This is a genomic window from Pantoea sp. UBA4549, from assembly GCF_002387285.1.
GTDB classification, from domain to species: Bacteria; Pseudomonadota; Gammaproteobacteria; order Enterobacterales; family Enterobacteriaceae; genus Pantoea; species Pantoea borealis.
Genome location: NZ_DGLH01000001.1, coordinates 40,264 through 59,895, shown reverse-complemented (window position 1 = coordinate 59,895; position 19,632 = coordinate 40,264). Strand labels below are relative to the sequence as shown.

The 19,632-nt window shown below is 57.4% G+C and carries 14 protein-coding genes; 4 read left to right on the top strand and 10 right to left on the bottom strand.

Features of this window, described 5'->3' with window-relative positions:
• Positions 1–449: 449 nt before the first annotated feature.
• On the top strand, positions 450–1,313 hold the full coding sequence (locus tag B3041_RS00260; RefSeq protein WP_065650324.1) for a nucleoside-specific channel-forming protein Tsx: 864 nt from the start codon (positions 450–452) through the stop codon (positions 1,311–1,313).
• 54 nt (positions 1,314–1,367) lie between these two features.
• Here B3041_RS00260 and yjdN read toward each other — a convergent pair whose 3' ends face one another.
• The 4 genes from yjdN to B3041_RS00240 form a co-directional block, all read right to left on the bottom strand.
• Positions 1,368–1,805, bottom strand: coding sequence for a VOC family metalloprotein YjdN (gene yjdN, locus B3041_RS00255; protein WP_039382083.1), 438 nt, complete (start codon positions 1,803–1,805; stop codon positions 1,368–1,370).
• A gap of 163 nt (positions 1,806–1,968) precedes the next feature.
• Positions 1,969–3,285, bottom strand: a complete 1,317-nt coding sequence (locus tag B3041_RS00250; RefSeq protein WP_065650325.1) for a c-type cytochrome — start codon at positions 3,283–3,285, stop codon at positions 1,969–1,971.
• Between the two features lie 11 nt (positions 3,286–3,296).
• Positions 3,297–5,081, bottom strand: a complete 1,785-nt coding sequence (locus B3041_RS00245) for a GMC family oxidoreductase (RefSeq protein ID WP_292968360.1) — start codon at positions 5,079–5,081, stop codon at positions 3,297–3,299.
• Positions 5,082–5,083: 2 nt separating this feature from the next.
• Positions 5,084–5,818: a gluconate 2-dehydrogenase subunit 3 family protein gene (locus B3041_RS00240; protein ID WP_292968357.1), complete on the bottom strand. Its 735-nt coding sequence runs from the start codon at positions 5,816–5,818 to the stop codon at positions 5,084–5,086.
• Between the two features lie 296 nt (positions 5,819–6,114).
• Between B3041_RS00240 and sbmA the strand changes: the two genes are divergently transcribed.
• Positions 6,115–7,365 (top strand): peptide antibiotic transporter SbmA, encoded by a 1,251-nt coding sequence (sbmA, locus tag B3041_RS00235; RefSeq protein WP_065650328.1) that lies wholly within the window; start codon positions 6,115–6,117, stop codon positions 7,363–7,365.
• Positions 7,366–7,439: 74 nt separating this feature from the next.
• Here the strand turns inward: sbmA and B3041_RS00230 are convergent, their stop codons facing one another.
• Entirely contained in the window at positions 7,440–9,080 is a 1,641-nt protein-coding gene (locus B3041_RS00230; protein ID WP_292968353.1) for a dihydroxyacetone kinase subunit DhaK, read from the bottom strand.
• 131 nt (positions 9,081–9,211) lie between these two features.
• A complete protein-coding gene (locus B3041_RS00225) occupies positions 9,212–10,399 on the bottom strand; it encodes an MFS transporter (RefSeq protein WP_065650330.1) in 1,188 nt (395 codons plus the stop codon).
• 106 nt (positions 10,400–10,505) lie between these two features.
• Between B3041_RS00225 and B3041_RS00220 the strand changes: the two genes are divergently transcribed.
• Positions 10,506–11,462: an AraC family transcriptional regulator gene (locus tag B3041_RS00220; RefSeq protein ID WP_065650331.1), complete on the top strand. Its 957-nt coding sequence runs from the start codon at positions 10,506–10,508 to the stop codon at positions 11,460–11,462.
• 3 nt (positions 11,463–11,465) lie between these two features.
• Here the strand turns inward: B3041_RS00220 and B3041_RS00215 are convergent, their stop codons facing one another.
• The 4 genes from B3041_RS00215 to gltP form a co-directional block, all read right to left on the bottom strand.
• Entirely contained in the window at positions 11,466–13,010 is a 1,545-nt protein-coding gene (locus B3041_RS00215; protein ID WP_065650332.1) for a methyl-accepting chemotaxis protein, read from the bottom strand.
• Positions 13,011–13,279: 269 nt separating this feature from the next.
• Positions 13,280–14,713: a PTS N-acetylmuramic acid transporter subunit IIBC gene (gene murP / locus B3041_RS00210; protein WP_065650333.1), complete on the bottom strand. Its 1,434-nt coding sequence runs from the start codon at positions 14,711–14,713 to the stop codon at positions 13,280–13,282.
• Entirely contained in the window at positions 14,713–15,624 is a 912-nt protein-coding gene (gene murQ, locus B3041_RS00205; protein ID WP_065650334.1) for an N-acetylmuramic acid 6-phosphate etherase, read from the bottom strand. The genes murP and murQ overlap by 1 nt, the downstream gene beginning before the upstream one ends.
• 152 nt (positions 15,625–15,776) lie before the next feature.
• On the bottom strand, positions 15,777–17,078 hold the full coding sequence (gene gltP / locus B3041_RS00200) for a glutamate/aspartate:proton symporter GltP (protein WP_065650335.1): 1,302 nt from the start codon (positions 17,076–17,078) through the stop codon (positions 15,777–15,779).
• A 579-nt stretch (positions 17,079–17,657) separates the two neighbouring features.
• Here gltP and acs point away from each other — a divergent pair.
• Positions 17,658–19,613 carry an acetate--CoA ligase gene (gene acs, locus B3041_RS00195; protein WP_292968340.1) on the top strand — a complete coding sequence of 652 codons (1,956 nt, stop codon included), beginning with the start codon at positions 17,658–17,660 and terminating at the stop codon, positions 19,611–19,613.
• Positions 19,614–19,632 lie beyond the last annotated feature (19 nt).

Here is a 19,632-nt window from a genome sequence, read left to right as displayed (position 1 = left end):
CGGGGCAGAGGCAGCTGCCGCTGCTGACGGCGAACGGAACCGGTGCCTGTCCCGGAACCGGTGCCTGTCCCGGAACCTCCGCCCCGGGGCACAGGCTGCCGCCGCCGCTGACGGCGAACGGAACCGGCGCCAGCCTCCGTGGCGAACGGAACCGGCGTCCGCGCCCCACTCCCAATCGTATCTCTTCGCGACCACGTAAACGGTTGCGGAGTTCCGTTCGCTGCAGATAGAATATGTGACAAACCTCACAAAATAACTGAATCCTATTGCAACACTTTTTGACAAATGTGATGAAAATCTATTTTCTAACGCTCTGTTACAGGCACATTACGCGGGCCTGACGGCTGACAGTTCGCACGCGTTACCGCCGCATACTGCTCAATACCCGGGAACGTACTCATCCGATCGTGGCATTTCTGCGGCGATCCTCAGCAAGTGGTCAAACAATAATGAAATTTAAATCGTTGATAGCAGGTGCATTACTGATTGGTAGCGGAATGGGCGCAGCGCAGGCAGAGAGCGATCCGCAATATCTTTCTGACTGGTGGCATCAGAGCGTAAACGTGGTGGGCAGTACCCATACCCGTTTCGGACCGCAGTTTAATAATGATGTCTATCTGGAATATGAAGCCTTTACCAAGCAGGAGTGGTTCGATTTTTACGGCTACATCGATTTGCCGAACTTCTTTGGCGCGGGCAACAGCAACGCAAATGGCATCTTCGATCACGGCACACCGCTGTTTATGGAAATTGAGCCGCGCCTGTCACTGGACAAGCTGGCGGGGACCAGCCTGGCGTTCGGTCCGTTTAAAGAGTGGTTCTTTGCCAACAACTATATTTACGACATGGGCCGCAACAGCGACAACCGTCAGAACACCTGGTATATGGGCCTCGGTACCGATATTGATACCCACAGCGACGTTGGTCTCTCGCTTAACGTCTACGCCAAATATCAGTGGGAAAACTACGGCGCAGCCAACGAGAACAGCTGGGATGGCTACCGCTTCAAGGTAAAATACTTTGTGCCGATTACCGACCTGTGGGGTGGTAAGCTGAGCTATATCGGTTTTACCAACTTTGACTGGGGCTCCGATCTGCGTGACAAATCTGACCGCTCGCGCACCAGCAACTCGGTGGCCTCAAGCCATATCTTATCGCTGAACTACGACCACTGGCACGTCTCTGGCGTTGCGCGTTATTTCCATAACGGCGGTCAGTGGGCTGATGGTCAGGAGCTGAATTTTGGCAAGGGTCCGTTTGAAGTGAAATCAACCGGCTGGGGCTACTACCTGGTGGTGGGTTACAACTTCTGATTATGACGGGTTCGCCTCTCCGGACAGCGCGCCAGAGAGGCGAAAACAGAGAACTTAATCCTGCGATTTCACGACGTTAATGCGCCACGGAATGTTGAACTTATCGATAAACATGCCGAAGCCATCTGACCAGAACGTTTTCTGCCATTCGGTCGTGATTTTGCCGCCGGCAGAGAGTTTATCAAACCACTCTTTGCCCTCTTTCTCATCGGTAGTTGCCAGACTGACCGCATAACCGGCATGCTCAGACGCCGGTGGCTTGCTGGTATCACCGTCACTCAGCATCAGCTCGCCCTGACCAATTTGCAGATGTGCATGCATAATTTTTTCCGGCGGCAGCGGCGGTGCAGACTTATCGCCCACCTGCTCCCCCTGCTCCGGATTATCACCGAAGGTCATTTTTTGCAGCACTTTGCCGCCGGTGGCCTGCAGGTAAAATTCGATGGCTTCTTCACAGCGACCATACAGAAACAAATAAGGACTTACTTGCATCGTTCCCTCCGCTTATCAGTTAGTGAGCTTTTTGCACTCACCACTAAGTGTAGACGATCGCGTGCAACCCGCGTCTGCTCTGCCTTCAGGCGATCTGCACCTGTTTTTTACCCATAAAAAATCCGGGCACCAGACCCGGATAATTAACGCACTGCAGGCGCGTTTACTTCTCTAATGCGTGAATATCTGCGCTGCCCTGATAAGGCTGTACCGTTTTATCCTTACGCTGTTTCGCCACGTCCCCGGCCGTTACGCGGGTGGTGACGCCATTACCCCAGCTGCTGCGGATAAAATTCACCACGTCCGCAACCTGCTGGTCACTGAGACGCCAGCCAAATGCCGGCATGGTGATGGCTGTCGGTGCGCCTTTGACGCCTGGCAGCGTACCGCCCACCAGCACAATGTGGATCAGCGAGGCAGGATCCTCAGCCATGACAACCGGATTGCCGCGCAGTGCCGGATAGAAGCGCTGATAGCCCGAACCATCCGTTTTATGGCACGCAGCGCAGCTGTCCACATAGACCGATGCCCCCGGCTGGCTGTCATCACCGTGCCACAGCGCTTTCGCTACCGTGTCATCCGGGGTAAATACCGCCTGCTGCGGATCTCTTGCGCCCAGCGACTTCAGATACTTCGCAATCGCGCTGATATCCTCATCGCTGAGGTACTGCAGGCTGTGTTCAACCACCTCGGTCATGCCGCCAAACGCGGCGGTGTGATCGTTACGGCCAAAGCGCAGGAACTGCTTCAGCTCCTCTTCACTCCAGCGGCCGAGCCCGTCACGGTTATCGCCACGCAGATTGCTGGCGGTCCAGCCATCAATCGGGGCGTTACTGCCGGCAAGGTAGTCGCTGCCGTCACCGTTGTTCAGCGCTTTCTCCTGCATTGTAATGCTGCGCGGCGTATGACACGCCCCGCAGTGTCCGAGCCCCTCAACCAGATAGCGGCCGCGCGCCAGCGCCGGATCTTCCTGCGCGGCGGGCTGGAACGCTTTAACGTCTGGTGCAAAGATGCCGCGCCAGATCGCCAGCGGCCAGCGCATGGAGAGCGGCCAGGGAATGTCGCTCTCTTTGTTCGCCTGGCTGACCGGCGCAACGCCCTGCATGAAATATGCATAGAGCGCTTTCATATCCTCATCGCTGACCACCGCGTAAGAGGGATAAGGCATGGCCGGATAGAGCGTATCACCATTTTTTGCGACGCCATGACGCACCGCCTTCTGGAAGTCGTCGTAGCTGTAGTCACCGATGCCGGTCGCTTTATCGGGAGTAATATTGGTGGAGTAGATTGTGCCAATCGGCGTCGCCATTGCCAGTCCGCCGGCAAACGGCTTGCCGCCTGCGGTGCTATGGCAGGCCACGCAGTCTCCGGCGCGCGCCAGATATTCACCGCGTTTGATCAGCGATTCGCTGGCCGTATCGTCAGCCAGCGCGCTGAACGTCAGAGTGCCCAGCATCAGGGCCAAAACTGATTTCATCATCGTCATGTTCCTTATGCCTGTACCAGCGGCCCCGGGTTTTTCAGATACTGTTCGCGGATCGCCTTCGCTGACCAGTAGCTCAGTGCAGCGACCATACCGGTCGGGTTATAGCCCAGCCCCTGCGGGAAGGCGGACGCCCCCGGTACAAAGACGTTTGGCACATCCCAGCTCTGCAGATAGCGGTTTACCGCGCTGGTCTGCGGATCTTCACCCATGATCGCACCGCCGCTCATATGCGTGGTCTGATAAGAGGTCGTATCAAAATGGGTACCCGGCGCTTTGGCGGAGCCAATGATGGTTTTCGGGTTCATCGCCTCGGTGATCTTACGCATCTTGCCAATCATAAACTGCGCCATTTTGATGTCGTTATCCTGCCAGTCAAAGGTCATACGCAGCAGCGGCTGGCCGTAAGCATCTTTGTAGTTAGGATCGAGATCGAGATAGTTAGCGCGATAGGACTGGTGCGCGCCGTGCGCATCCATTGAGACGTGATGCGTATAGGTATCCGCTACCGCTGCTTTCCACTGACTGCCCCAGCCTGGCGTCCCGGCAGGCGTCGGCACGCCGGAGATAGGCTTGGTGCCAGCCTGGTTTACCCAGAATGGTGAACCGCCCACGAAGCCGTGCGGGCCGTGATCAAAGTTGTCTGCGTTAAAGTCATCTACCGCAACACCCGCACCGCCTGCACCGATAAACGGGTTAGTGGTGGTGTTTTTATCAAACAGCGCTTTCAGCGTTGAGAGATTCTGATAGGCGAAGTTGCGCCCTACCACGCCCTCATTAGTGATCGGATTGTATGGTTTGCCGATCCCGGACAGCAGCATCAGGTGAACGTTGTGGAACTGGAATGCGGAGAGGATCACCAGATCGGCTGGCTGCACCACTTCACGTCCCTGACCATCAAGGTAGGTCACACCGGTGGCGCGCTTTTTATCATCGGTCAGATTGACGCGCAGAACGTACGAATTGTTGCGCAGCTCAAACTTCGGCTCCTGACGCAGTGCCGGCAGGATATTAACGTTGGGTGACGCTTTGGAATACATGTAGCAGGCGTAGCCGCTGCAGAAGCCGCAGAAGTTGCACGGCCCCATCTGCGCGCCATAGGTATTGGTATAAGGCCCGGAGGTGTTTGCTGACGGCATATCATAAGGGTGATAGCCAACCGACTCCGCCGCCTGCGCAAACAGCTGCGCAGAGTAAGTACGCTTCTGTGCCGGCAGCGGAAAGTCGCTGGAGCGATCCGGCGCAAACGGGTTGCCGCCGTGTGCTTTGTTGACCACTTTACCGTTAACTGACCAGGCGCTGCCTGAGGTGCCAAACACCTTTTCGGCTTTGTCGAAGAACGGTTCCAGCTCATCATAGCTCACGCCAAAATCCTGAATGGTCATGCCTTCCGGGATAAAGCTTTTACCGTAGCGCTGCTCATAGTGGCTGCGCAGATTCAGCTCAACCGGATCGACGCGGAAATGCACGCCAGACCAGTGCAGGCCCGCACCGCCGGTGCCGGTGCCGGGCAGAAAAGCCGCCAGCTGGCGATAAGGCACTGCGGTCTGCGACGCATCATGACGGATGGTGACGGTGCTTTTGGAGAGGTCCTGAAACAGCTTTTTGCGGACGTTGTAGGTCAGTTCATCAATTGACTGCGGATAAGAGCCATCCGGATAGGTGTCGCGATGCGGACCGCGCTCCAGCGCAACGACGTTAAGACCCGCTTCGGTCAGCTCTTTCGCCATGATGGCGCCTGCCCAGCCGAACCCCACAATCACTGCATCAACTTTTTTTAGTTCGTTTGCCACGCTTACGCCCTCGCTCCGCGAATATCGACTGACGGGAACGGATAACGTTCACCGCGCTCTACCCAATCCATAAAGTCGGCGCGGGCGCCCGGGAAGCCAATCAGCTTCCAGCCCACCATGCCCTGGTTGCCGCCATGGATCGGATCGCAGAAAAAGCCTTCGCGGGTATTCTGCAGCAGATAAGAGAAGAAGGTTTTTGCCGGCAGCTGGGCAAACTCAGCCTTACCGGTTTCAAAGGCGCTCAGCAGCGCATCCTGCTGTTCACCGCTCAGGCTGGCGAACACCTTGCCATGCTGTTTTTGACTCCAGGCATTGGCATCGGCAATGCCTAAGCGATAGATCTGCTGCGGCACCAGCGGCAGCTGATAACCCAGCTCTTTCGGCATATCCGGGTGAAAAGGTCCCTGCATATACCAGTTGCTGCCGGTAGCGTAAGGCGTATTCATCTGACGATCGATAAATTCCGGTACGCCAGCCTCCAGCGCCCCCGGCCCGCGCTCATCGCTGGGGATCAGCCGCGCCACGGCGGCTGTAATGAAAGCAAACTCTTCGGCGGTAAACCAGCCTGGCTGATAGTCGCGTGCCGGCTGCGCTGACGCCGGTGCTGCTGTGTCGCGGGCGGCAGCAGGTGCCACCAGCGCGCCCATAGCAGTTGAACCTACCGCCACAGCGGGTGCCAGGGTGATTGTCCTCAGCAGGAAATCACGACGTGAATGACCCTTTTTTTGTTCTGACATGACATTGCCTCAGTACCGCATATAATGCGGCATGGAAGGTTAAGTAGTTGCGTTGTAATGGTTTTTATTCTTGACTTAAGGGATACAGCACGCTTGTTACCGGTAACAAGACGACAATTGTAACACCGAAACGGTAACGAATTTAGTTTTCCGAAACAATTACGCACAAAATACTTAACATTTTCCCGCCCTGATTTACATTCCGGTGGCGGAATTGTCATGCTCAGAAACAACCCACTACAGACAGATAAACAGAAATAGCGGTATAAACGTGTCTACACCACAGCGGAGTGCTTATGTTTAAATCCTTTTTTCCGCGGCCCGGCGCCTTTTTCAGCTCGGCAGCGATTTGGAGTGTAATTGTTCTCTTTGCCTGGTTTGGCTTCTTCAGCGATCTGCCGGCGCACTGGCCTGCGCTGCAGGCCGCGATGCAGCAGCCGCTGCCGACCAATGCCAGCCGGTTTATTCACGCCAGCCAGCTCTGGTTTTACGGCTATTACTGGTCAGCCGTCGCCCTGTTCGCCATCGCGTGGATGATAATCGATCGCCATCCGTGGCAGCGCTGGTCGGTCTGGGGTACAGCACTGATCATCTTTGTCACCTGGTTTAACGTTCAGGTCAACGTTGCGGTTAACGCCTGGTATGAACCGTTTTACGATCTGATCCAGAAAGCGCTGACCAAAGCGGGTGCCGTACAAATTAACCAGTTTTACAGCGAGATCAGCGATTTTCTCGGCATTGCGCTTATCGCTGTAACCATTCTGGTCGCCAACGTCTTTTTCATCAGCCACTGGATTTTTCGCTGGCGTACCGCAATGAACAGCTACTACATGCATAACTGGCAGCGGCTGCGGCATGTAGAGGGGGCGGCACAGCGTGTGCAGGAAGATACCATGCGTTTCTCCACCACGCTGGAAGACTGGGGAGTCAGCTTTATCAAAGCGATCATGACGCTGGTGGCGTTCCTGCCGGTGCTGCTGGCGCTGTCAAAGCATGTCAAAGATATTCCAGTCCTCGGTTCAACGCCCTATGGTCTGGTGATTGCCGCTATTCTCTGGTCACTGTTTGGCACCGCACTGCTGGCGCTGGTTGGCATCAAGCTGCCGGGGCTGGAGTTCCGCAATCAGCGGGTAGAAGCGGCCTACCGTAAAGAGCTGGTGTATGGCGAAGATGATCCGTCGCGCGCATCACCGCCGACGGTGCAGGCCCTGTTCAGCCGGGTGCGCTACAACTACTTCCGGCTCTACTTCCACTACCTCTACTTTAACGTGACGCGCTTTCTCTATCTGCAGGTAGATAATGTGTTTGGCGTGTTTCTGCTGTTTCCGGCTATTGTGGCCGGTGCGCTGACGCTGGGCCTGATGAATCAGATCCTCAACGTATTTGACCAGGTGCGCTCCTCCTTCCAGTATCTGATCACCTCCTGGTCAACGCTGGTAGAGCTGATGTCGATTTACAAGCGTCTGCGCAGTTTTGAGCAGATCCTGCAGGATATTCCGCATCAGGAGATGCTGCGCGAGGCGGCTAAAGAACCGGCCGGCGAATAACGGGCGACAGCGCCCGTCTTCTGTCTGCTGAGAAGACGGACGCTGCTCCCGGCTGTATCCGTCCGGCGGACTACTCAGCCTGCCATTACCTGAAACACTTTTTCTACCGCATACGCACCGGGATCTTTTACCCCATCCAGACTCTGCTGATTGAGATAGGCTGAACGTCCCGCCTTTGCACTGTTCATCTGTGCCGTGGCCTCTGCACCTTCTGCCGCCGCCTGCGCGGCAGCGGCCAGTGATTCACCCGCCACCAGTTTTTCCAGCGCCGGCTGCAGCGCGTCAATCAGCGTGCGATCGCCTGGCTCGGCGCCACCATAGTGCTTCATGCGCTCCAGCCCCTGCATTAACGCCTCCGGCAGCGAGCTGCCCTCTTCCAGATGCTGGCCGGCAGAGGTAAACAGAATCGACATCAGTACGCCGCTGGAACCGCCCATCGCGCCTGCCAGCTGCTCGCCAATCAGCGCAATCAGCGTTGGCAACTCATTCAGCGGCAGCTGCTTCTCCTGCAGGGCGCGCTGAATACGTTTTGCACCCGCCGCGAACGTGGAGCCGGTATCACCATCACCGACTTTTGCATCCAGCGCGTTCAGTTCGCTCTCCAGATCGATGAGTGTCTGCGTGACGCGCCTGATCCAGCCCGCCACCTCATCATTTTCTGAGGGATCGAAATCGAGCGCGCTGCTGACTTTCTCTGCCGTCTGCAGACTGATGGGCGCAAACTCATAAGGCGCTACCCACCCCTGCACCTGAACCGGTGCCTGCAGCGCCAGCAGGAATGACTCTTCCAGCGCCAGCACAGAGAGTGAAAAGCCCTTCATATCCAGCGCACTGACCAGCGTAGCGGGACCAATAAGGTGCGTAATACGCGCCGCCAGCGGCGTGCGCAGCACTTCGCGCGTCAGCAGCGCCAGCTCAAGCTGAGAAAACCCGCCTAAATTGTTGATGAGTAACAGCGCCAGCTTACCGTCCGGCAGCGCCTGCGCCAGCTTATCCGTCATCAGCGCGGTGATTTTTCCGCTGTCCTGCGTATCCAGCGTAATCACACCCGGCTCGCCGTGGATCCCCATCCCCAGCTCGCTGTGACCCGGTGCCACGCGCGCATCGCGCTTTTCTCCGGGAAGATGGCAGGTGGCAAACGCCAGGCCAATGGTGGAAGTGGCATCAATCGCCCGCTGCGCCACCGCTTTTACCTCCTGCAGTGAATGCCCGTGTTCAGCCGCGTAGCCCGCAATCTTATGCACCAGTGCGGTGCCGGCAAGGCCGCGCGGCTGCGGATTATCCGGCAGCGCAATATCATCCTCCACCATCACCAGCTCAACGTGATAGCCCAGATTTTTGGCTTTTTCGGCGGCCAGACCAAAATTAAGGCGATCGCCGGTGTAGTTTTTAACGATCAGCAGACAGCCTGCGTCACCGGTCACGTTGATAATGGCGTTAAGGATCGCTTCCACGCCGGGCGAAGCGAAAATATCGCCGCAAACGGCCGCTGTCAGCATGCCTTTACCGACAAACCCGGCGTGCGCCGGCTCATGACCCGATCCGCCGCCTGAGATCAGCGCCACCCTGCTTTTATCCCAGTCTGAACGCACCACTACGCGCATCTCATCGCCTAAATCGAGACGACGCAGGTTACGCCACGGCGTGCTGAGTAAAATACCTTCAATGGCTTCGTTAACCAGATCGTTCTTTTCATGCATAAAAAACTGGCTCATTGCCTCTCTCCCCCTGGTGTAGTTGTCACTAAAGGTAGCGCATCTGTGCAGAAAACCGGCAAAGCAACGCGCGGAAATGCAAAGGGCGGCACACGCCGCCCCTAAATCAGAAAAAGCCCTGCCGCAGCACTTTAGCCGTGCTGCCTGACGCGCGTATAAATGGTTATCGCCGCCAGCAGCATCATGACGCCGCTTGCCATAAAGACGCCGCCGGCCCCCTGCAGGTCAAACATCCAGCCGCCCGCCGCCGCGCCCGCCGTGATCGCCAGCTGAATAGTCGCCACCAGCAGCCCGCCGCCGGACTCTGCATCATCAGGCACGGCACGCGAAATCCATGCCGACCAGCCGGTGGGCATGGAGCCAAATGCCAGTCCCCACAGCGCCACGCCAGCGCCCACCAGCCACGGCAGCTGCGCCATGGCTGAGAGCACAACGGCCGTCACGCTCATCAGCAGCGCCATGCCGGTCAGCGTCAGTGAGAGGCTGCGCGTGACCAGCACGCCTGCCAGCGAGGTGCCAAAGAAGTTAGCCACCCCAAACGCCAGCAGCGCAAGCGACAGCTGATTAACGTTAAGCTGCGCGCTGCCCTCCAGGTAAGGTCGCAGGTAGGTAAAGAAAGCAAAATGTCCGGTGAACATCAGGATCACCGCCAGCATTCCCCAGCGCATCACGCCCTGCCGCAGCAGATCAAGCACGCCGCCGCTCTGCGTCCGGTTTTCCGGTGGCATGGCCGGTAGCGTGAAGCACTGCCACAGCAGCGCCAGCACGCCCAGCAGACCCGTCATGAAAAAGATATTGCGCCAGCCAATCACATCGCCGAGATAGCTGCCGAGCGGTGCTGCAATAATTGTCGCCAGCGAAATACCGCTAAAGACAATCGACAGCGCGCGCGGTACCTGCTCCGGCGGCACCAGCCGCATGGTGATGGCGGTTGAGAGTGTCCAGAAGCCGCCAATCGCCATGCCCAGCAGCACCCGTGCCAGCAGGATCATCGGCAGGCTGTCAGCCACGGCCACCAGCAGCGCTGAGGCGATAAGCAGCAGGGTAAACGCCAGCATCACCAAGCGACGATCGAACCGCCGCGTCAGGGTACCAATCACCAGGCTGGTGAGCAGCGCGACCAGCGCGGTTACCGTCACCGTCTGTCCCGCCTGACCTTCGCTGACCTGCAGCGAAGCCGCTATCGGCGTCAGCAGACTGACCGGCAAAAATTCAGCGGTAATCAGGCCAAACACGCCAAATGCCATAGCAAACACGGCGCCCCACGCAGGTTTTTCTGCCGCCACGCGGGCCGTTGTCAGCTCACTTTCCAGACTCATGTGCGATCCCCATCACAAAAAAATAATTTCCGCTAAGGATAGAGCGCTGCAGTAAGACGATCTATGATACAGAAAGTTTATTACTTGATAATTCGTCTGGATTGCAATGAGCCGCTATGAAGATCTGACCAGCGAACTGCTGATGGGCATGCGCCTGTATGGCGTAAAATATCAGCGGATTGCGCTGCATGCGCCTTTTGGCCTGCAGTATGACGAGGCGCCAGGCCGGGCGCAGCTGCATTTTGTCGGGCGCGGTACGCTGCTGCTGCGTGCCGCCTCCGGTACGCTCTATCCGCTGCAGGCGGGTGACGCGTTACTGATCCCGCACGGAAAAGCGCATGCGCTGATCTCAGATGAGACGGCGCACTGTGAACCGATCGCCACGTTTAACAGTAAGCCCATCTGCCCCAGCGTCTGCGCGATCAACGATGCGGCAGACGCCGATCTCTGCCCGGCGGACAGCGATGTGATCCTGTTCAGTGCCTGTATGGCATTTGAACTGGGCGGGATGCAGCCGCTGGTGCACACCATGCCGGATGTCATGCTGGTCAGTACCCTGCTGGGACAGTATCCGGAGATCCAGCCGATTCTGGATGCGATGGAGCGGGAAACCCGCCAGCGCAAAGCGGGTTTCGCCGGCATTCTTTCGCGGCTGGCGGATGTGGTGGCCGCGCAGATCGTGCGCGGCTGGGTGGAGAACGGCTGCGGCGCCGGCAGCGGTCTGGTTCAGGCGCTGCGCGACCCGCGCCTGAGTCTGGCGATGGCGGCGATGCACCGTGCGCCGGGCGAAAACTGGACGGTGGAGCGGCTGGCGCGCGCCTCCGGCAGCTCGCGCTCGGTATTCGCTGCCCGCTTTCAGAACGCCACCGGCATGACGCCGCTGCGCTATCTCACCGACCTGCGTATGCGGCTGGCGAAAGAGCGTATTGTCGCTCAGGGCGAGGCGGTGGAGAACGTGGCGTTTGAGCTGGGTTATGGCTCGCTGGCCGCGTTCAGCCGCGCCTTCAAACGGGTAACGGGCACGTCACCCGGCGCACTGCGCGCCGGGCGGGAAGTGGCGTGAGCGTTAGCGGAATACGCTAATCGCCTCAACCAGACGGTTCGCCTGATGCGCCATGCGGGTTGATGCTTCTGCGCCTTCAGCCACGCGCGCGGCGTTCTGGTGGGTGATATCATCCAGATCTTCTACCGCCGTGCTGACCTCGCTCAGTGCCGTGGCCTGCTCGGCGGTGGCGGCGCTGATCTGCGCAATCAGCGTCGTCACATTTTGCACCTGGCTGACAATATCCTGCATGGTGCGGCCCGCAGCAGCCGCATAGTCGTTGCCTGACGCTACGCGGCTGGCGCTGGTCTCCACCAGCGTTTTGATTTCGCTGGCGGCTTTTGCGCTGCGCTGCGCGAGATTGCGGACTTCACCCGCGACCACGGCAAAACCTTTGCCCTGCTCACCGGCACGTGCCGCTTCTACCGCCGCATTAAGCGCGAGGATATTGGTCTGAAACGCGATGCTGTCAATCACGCTGGTGATGCTGGCGATGCGCTTCGCGCTGTCGGCAATATCACCCATCATGCCTGCCATCTCCTGCATCACCTCGCCACCTTTGATAGCAGCGTGGCTGGTGGTGCCCGACAGCGCATTCACCTCGCTGGCGGTTTCAGTGTTGCTCTTCACGGTAGCCGTCATCTCATTCATGGTGGCGGCCGTCTGCTGCACGTTAGCAGCTGCCTGTTCAGTCCGGCGGGAAAGCTCACTGTTGCTGCGCGCCATCGCATCACTGGCGCTGAGTACGTTGATCGCCTGACCACTGACATCATCCACCAGCCAGCGGAACATCAGCCCCAGCTGACCAATGGCGCGCAGCGTCATGCCGATTTCATCCACGCGGTCGGGCTGATCGACTTTATGGCTGTTACCGGTCGCCACGCTGAGCGCCTGCTGGCACATCCGCTCCACGGGGCGCGAGATCTGCTGCTCCAGCCAGAGGCTTGCCAGCAGCAGGCAGAGCGCGGTTGCGACGCTGAAGCCGCCGAGCGCCAGCGCCGTGAGACCTGCCCCCCAGGCGCTGCCGGCTAACAGCGGCAGCAGCAGCAGCAGCGTTGAACGAATGCGCCAGCGCAGCGGCAGCGTTTTCAGCAGCGACGTGGCGCGACGCCAGCCGCTGCCGATAATCAATCCTTTATAGAAGCAGCGTCCTTTACTGCGTCCTTCGCGAAAATCGCGGTACAGCGTTTCAGCCTGCTGCACTTCTGCCGCTGACGGTTTGGTCCGTACTGACATATAGCCGCGCACGCACCCTTCGCGCACTACCGGCACCGCATTGGCCCGCACCCAGTAGTGGTCACCATTTTTACGCCGGTTTTTCACCAGCGCACTCCAGGGCTGCCCCTGTTGCAGCGTGTGCCACATATCGGCAAACGCTTCGGGCGGCATATCCGGATGACGCACCATGTTATGAGGCTGGCCGTTGACCTCTTCCGGCGTGAAGCCGCTGACCTCAATGAAAGCGTCGTTGGCGTAGGTGATATGGCTGCTGAGATCGGTGGTCGACATCAGCGTCGCATCATCGTTAAAAATGAATTCACGCTGTGTGACAGGCTGGTTGTTGCGCATACAGAGATCCCTGGTTAATTCAGGCTAATAAAAATTACTCTGGATCTATCGGCTGATGAGCAGGATGACTTAAGCGCTGATGATTTATTTCTTGCTGCTAAAAAAGCATTGAATCTGCAACCCGTTGTATACGGTGGGAAAAGAGGTAAAGCAAAAGCGGGATTCTGCGCTGCAGCTCACACTATTATTTAGCCGCGATGGAGGAAACGGTAAAACCTGACGGGCGCAGCAGCGTGCGTAACGCCTTTTTGCTGCGCCCGCAGCGGGCATTAACCCAAATCGATATTTTTCATGCCCCACCACCAGGTGAAGAGAAACCCGCCCGTCCAGGCGACCAGCAGACCGGCAAGATAGACCGCCATCCCGGCAAAAATGCCCTGTGCTGAGGTCATCAGCGGCAGCGTAACCAGGCCGGACGGGCCAAACACCGTGTTCATCCCTACCGGCAGGCCGAGCCAGGCCACCAGACCAATAAAAAAGCCGCCCAGCGCACCACCAAAGCAGGCGGTTACAAAAGGTTTGAGGCGCGGCAGCGTCACCCCGTAAATCAGCGGCTCACCCACGCCCAGCAGACCCGGCACAATCGCGCCTTTGATCTGGCTGCGCAGCAGCGACTGCTTTCCGGCTTTGCACCACAGCGCCAGCGAGGCGCCGACCTGTCCTGCTCCTGCCATCGCCAGAATGGGAAACAGCGAGTTAAAGCCCTGCGTCTCCATCAGCGCAAAATAGACGGGAATAAAGCCCTGATGAATACCGAACATCACCGCAATTAAAAACAGCCCGGCCAGAATGGCACAGCCAAACGGATTGTTGTTGAGGTGAATAAACAGCCACGACATCCCTTTAAACAGCTCGCCACCCACCGGCATAATGAACAGAAACGTCACCGCGCCGGTGATCAGCAGCGTCAGCAGCGAGGTGAGGATCATATCCAGATTATCGGGAATGATTTTACGCAGCTGCTTCTCTGTCCAGGCGCCAAATATCGCGGCCAGCAGCACGCCGATAATATTGCCGCGCGGATCGATGGTCAGCCCGAAGAAGTTTTCCATTCCGCTGTAGTAGCCAACGGTCGCCTCCGGGCTGTAGCCGAGCACAAACAGCGAGGCGATAATCGCGCCGTTGACGCCGGTGCCGCCAAACGCTTTCTGGGCGTTATAGCCGATTAGAATGCTGAGAAAGGTAAACAGCCCTTTGCCAAACACTTTCATGTAGGCCACGGTCGCCAGCAGCCACGAAGCGTGCTCACCCGGCTGATTAAGGTGAAACAGCTGCTCAGTCAGAGTGGCAAAACCGAGCAGCAGTCCGGCCCCGATAAATCCCGGGATAAGCGGCGTAAAGATGGTGGCAAAGCAGGCGAGAAAGCGGTGCAGCGCACTGCTCTGTTTCGCTTTCATCTGCTGCTTTTGCGCCTGTGCGATCGTCTGCAGATCTTGTGCCGGCCCGTTTTCACTGAGCAGCACCTGCATCTTTTCCGCTGCGGTTTGCGCTTTGCCAGGCCCCAGTACAATCTGCAGCTGGGCGTCACTGATAATGACGCCCAGTACGCCGGGCAGCTGTTTCAGCTGCGGGCTATCCGCCAGCGCGGCATTGACCAGCGTCAGGCGCAGGCGGGTCATGCAGTTGCCGCATATCGCTACGTTACCGGGCCCGCCCACGGCCCGCAGAATATCGCGCAGCAGCGTTTCGGTGATTGCAGCCATCAGCGTACTCCTGAATCACGTAATGCGGCGCGGATAAACCCGCGATTCTGCTCCAGCAGCGTACGCGCCTCTTCTGCCGTCAGGCCGGCGAGCACCATGACAATCGCGGTTTTACAGTGACCGCCGCACGCCGTCAGCGCCTGCTGTGCCGTCGCGTCGTCGCATTCGGTGGCCTGCTTAACGATGTTTATCTGGCGCTGAACCAGTTTCTGGTTGGTGGCTTCCACATCTACCATCAGGTTGCCATATACCTTGCCGCTGCGGATCATCGCCCCGGTGCTGAGCATATTCAGCACCAGCTTCTGTGCCGTGCCCGCCTTCATACGCGATGAGCCGGTTACCACTTCCGGCCCCACAACCGGCGTCAGTGCGACATCAGCCGCCTGCGCCATCGCACTGTCGGGGTTGCAGGTCAGCGCTGCGGTAAATGCACCCTGTTCACGTGCATAAGCAAGCGCGCCCAGCACATAGGGGGTGCGGCCGCTGGCGGCAATTCCGACCAGCACATCGCGGGCACCAAAACCGATATCCGCCAGGTCCTCTGCCCCGCGTCCGGCGTTATCCTCCGCATTCTCTACCGCCTGCAGGATCGCCGTATGGCCACCGGCAATCAGCCCTACTACCTGATCGCGCGGGGTACCAAAAGTAGGCGGACACTCGCTGGCGTCCAGGATACCGAGCCGGCCGGAGGTACCGGCACCGCAGTAAATCAGTCGTCCGCCCTGGCTAAAGGCGTGTGCAATCGCCTCTGTGACCTGCGCGATCTGCGGCACAATCGCCTCTACGGCCAGCGCCACCTTTTTATCTTCATCATTAATGACGCGCAGCATCGCTTCCGTACTAAGCTCGTCAATATTCTGGCTGGCCGGATTGCGGCTTTCGGTGATCATCTTATTGAGATCAAGGGTCATAATACGCTCCTGCGAATGAATTATTTATTCCGAAAAACTTATACCACAAAGAATTGTTAATTCATGTGCAGCCGCGCAGAATTTTTTATTTTTACGGCAGCAGGCATAAAAAAACCCGCCAGCGGCGGGTTTTTTTTATGCTTAATAGCGGATCAGGTGGCGCTTTGCGTGCGCAGCTGCAGCTCGTAGGCGGCGGCCTGCTTAGCGTCAAACTGATTTTCCCAGCGGGCGATCACCAGCACAGCAAGCGCATTTCCCACCACGTTCAGCGCTGTACGCGCCATATCCATAATGCGGTCAACGCCTGCGATAAACGCCAGCCCTTCAAGCGGAATGCCCACGCTGCCCAGCGTTGCCAGCAGCACCACGAACGAGACACCCGGGACACCGGCAATGCCTTTTGAGGTCACCATCAGCGTCAGCACCAGGATGATCTCATCAGTCAGCGACAGGTCAATGCCATAAAGCTGTGCAATAAAGATGGCGGCAATACTCTGGTAGAGCGTAGAGCCATCCAGATTGAAGGAGTAACCGGTCGGCACCACAAAGCTGGTAATCGCTTTCGGCGCACCATACGCCTCCATCTTCTGCATAATGCGTGGCAGCACCGTCTCTGAACTGGAGGTGGAGTAAGCCAGAATCAGCTCATCCTTCAGAATACGCATCAGGGTAGTAATACGCAGCTTGCAGAAACGCGCGACCGCACCGAGCACGACAAAGGCGAAAAACAGGATGGCGGCATAAACCAGCAGCACCAGTTTTGCCAGCGGATAGAGCGATGCAAAACCGAAGTTCGCAATGGTCACCGCAATCAGTGCAAATACGCCCACCGGCGCATAACGCATGATCATGTGCGTCACTTTGAACATGGTTTCTGATACCGAGCGGAACAGGCCGACCAGCGGATCGCGATGTTCCGACGGCAGCGCCGACAGGCCCAGGCCAAACAGCACTGAGAAGAAAATAATCGGCAACATATCGCCTTTTACCAGTGAGGCGAAGATGTTCTGCGGGATCAGTGACAGGATGGTGCTGACCAGGCCATGAGGGGCGCCCTGAACCGCTTCGGTGGTGGCTTCATATTTAGAGATGTCCACCGTTGCCAGCGTTGACATATCAATGCCGCTGCCGGGTTGGAATACGTTGGCCAGCGTTATGCCGACCACAATGGCAATGGTGGTGATCACTTCAAAATAGATAATGGTTTTCACCCCGATACGCCCGAGTTTTTTCGCGTCCCCGACGCCGGCAATGCCAACAATCAGCGAGGAAATAACAATCGGTACCACAATCATCTTAATCAGATGAATGAAGATATCACCGGCAGGAGTAAGAATGTTGGTGATTAACCATTCACGATCGTCTGGCTGATTATGCAGCACGGTTCCTACGATAATGCCAAGGATCAGGGCAATCAGGATCTGCCAGGCGAGGGTGAGTTTAAAACCTTTCATAACGCGTTATTTCCTCAGTTAAAACCCCTTTGCTCTGCTGCGAAGGTGCAGGAGATGGTACACACAGGGAAGTGAGCAAAAGCCCGATAAAATAGAGGGTTATAATGGGCTGTATTCCGCTTTGTTCTGCCGGCAATTTGCGCCAGCGCAAGGATACAGCCTGAGTTGATACCTGCTGAACAGCGGCCAGATAAGTACCATTTTCACTACGGTAAATGCAACCCCCGGCGCGATAGCTTAAATCGTGCGCAGCTCAGTAGCATAAAATGCTGTTGTGGTTCTGTGGCTATAACCCGCTGTTATGAAAAGCGTTAGTTCGATAATTTTCCGCATAGCTATTCAGATTTGGTGATTTTCTCACCCGGCGCGTTTGCTCAACATTTAATCGCAAAACCGCGTCTTGCCTGCTGCCGGTCGCTGTCAGCAGTGCACTTTTTTGCCGGCAGAACCGCCGTTTTTGTACGCTTTACTGCATGCCGACAGGTCGTGATCCAGACTGCAAAACCGAAACAAAGCCCCGGCCCCCTCTTCAATTAACCTTTGATTGACATATGATTAACATCTTCAAGGAGGTCAGCCATGAGCCAAATTCACAAGCATCCTGTACCCGCTGCCATTGCAGCGAACGCCCTGATTAATGCCGACGAATATACGGCGCGCTATCAGCAGTCAGTAGACGATCCAGACACCTTCTGGGGTGAGCAGGGGAAAATTCTCGACTGGATCACGCCTTACAGCACGGTGAAAAATACCTCGTTTGCGCCGGGTAATATCTCTATCCGCTGGTATGAAGATGGCACGCTGAACCTTGCGGCTAACTGCCTGGATCGCCATCTGGCGACGCGGGGCGATCGCCCGGCCATTATCTGGGAAGGGGATGACGCCAGTGAAAGTAAAACGCTGACCTTCCGTGAGCTGCACGCTGACGTCTGCCGTATGGCAAATGTATTAACGCAGCTTGAGATTAAAAAAGGCGATGTGGTGGCCATTTATATGCCGATGGTGCCGGAGGCAGCCGTGGCGATGCTGGCCTGCGCGCGCATTGGTGCCGTGCACTCGGTGATTTTCGGCGGTTTTTCGCCGGAAGCCGTGGCGGGTCGCGTGGTCGACAGCAACGCGAAGCTGGTGATCACAGCGGATGAGGGTATCCGCGCCGGACGCGCCATTCCGCTGAAAAAGAATGTCGATGACGCGCTGGCTAATCCGCTGGTGACCAGCGTGAAGAATGTGATCGTATTTCAGCGCACCGGAAAAACCACGGCGTGGCACGAAGGACGCGATCTCTGGTGGCACGATCTTGTCAGCCAGGCCAGCGCAGAGCATGAAGCGGTGGCGGTTGAAGCGGAACACCCGCTGTTTATTCTGTATACCTCCGGTTCGACCGGGAAGCCAAAAGGCGTACTGCATACCACCGGCGGCTATCTGGTCTATGCCGCCAGCACCTTTAAGTATGTTTTTGATTACCATGACGACGACGTTTACTGGTGCACCGCCGATGTCGGCTGGATCACCGGTCACAGCTATCTGCTCTATGGCCCGCTGGCCTGTGGCGCCACCACGCTGATGTTTGAAGGGGTGCCCAACTGGCCGAAACCGAGCCGGATGGCGGAGGTCGTCGACAAGCACAACGTGACCCTGCTCTACACTGCACCCACCGCTATTCGCGCGCTGATGGCTGAAGGCGACCGGGCCATTGAAGGCACCCGACGCAGCAGTCTGCGCATTATGGGTTCCGTAGGTGAACCGATCAATCCGGAAGCCTGGGAGTGGTATTACAAAAAGATTGGCGACAGTCGCTGCCCGATTGTTGATACCTGGTGGCAGACCGAAACCGGCGGCTTCATGATCACACCGCTGCCGGGTGCCACCGAGCTGAAAGCGGGCTCCGCTACCAAACCCTTCTTCGGCGTGCAGCCGGCGCTGGTGGACAACGAAGGCAATCAGCTTGAGGGCGCAACCGAAGGTAACCTGGTGATTAACGACTCCTGGCCTGGTCAGGCGCGCACGCTGTTTGGCGATCATGAACGCTTTGAACAGACCTATTTCTCCACGTTTAAGCATCGCTACTTCAGCGGTGACGGCGCGCGACGCGATGAAGATGGCTACTACTGGATCACCGGACGCGTGGATGATGTCCTGAACGTTTCCGGACACCGGCTGGGCACCGCAGAGATTGAGTCCGCGCTGGTTTCACATCCGAAAATTGCTGAAGCGGCCGTTGTCGGTATTCCGCACAGCATCAAAGGCCAGGCTATTTACGCCTATATCACGCTGAATCAGGGCGAAGAGCCATCAGCGGAGCTGTATACGGAAGTGCGTAACTGGGTACGTAAAGAGATCGGCCCTATCGCCACGCCGGACGTGCTGCACTGGACCGACTCACTGCCAAAAACCCGCTCCGGTAAAATTATGCGGCGTATTCTGCGAAAAATTGCAGCGGGCGATACCAGCAACCTTGGCGATACCTCTACGCTGGCCGATCCAGGCGTAGTAGAGAAATTACTGGAGGAGAAGCAGTCGATCGCCATGCCGTAATCATTGCCCTTATCAGCGG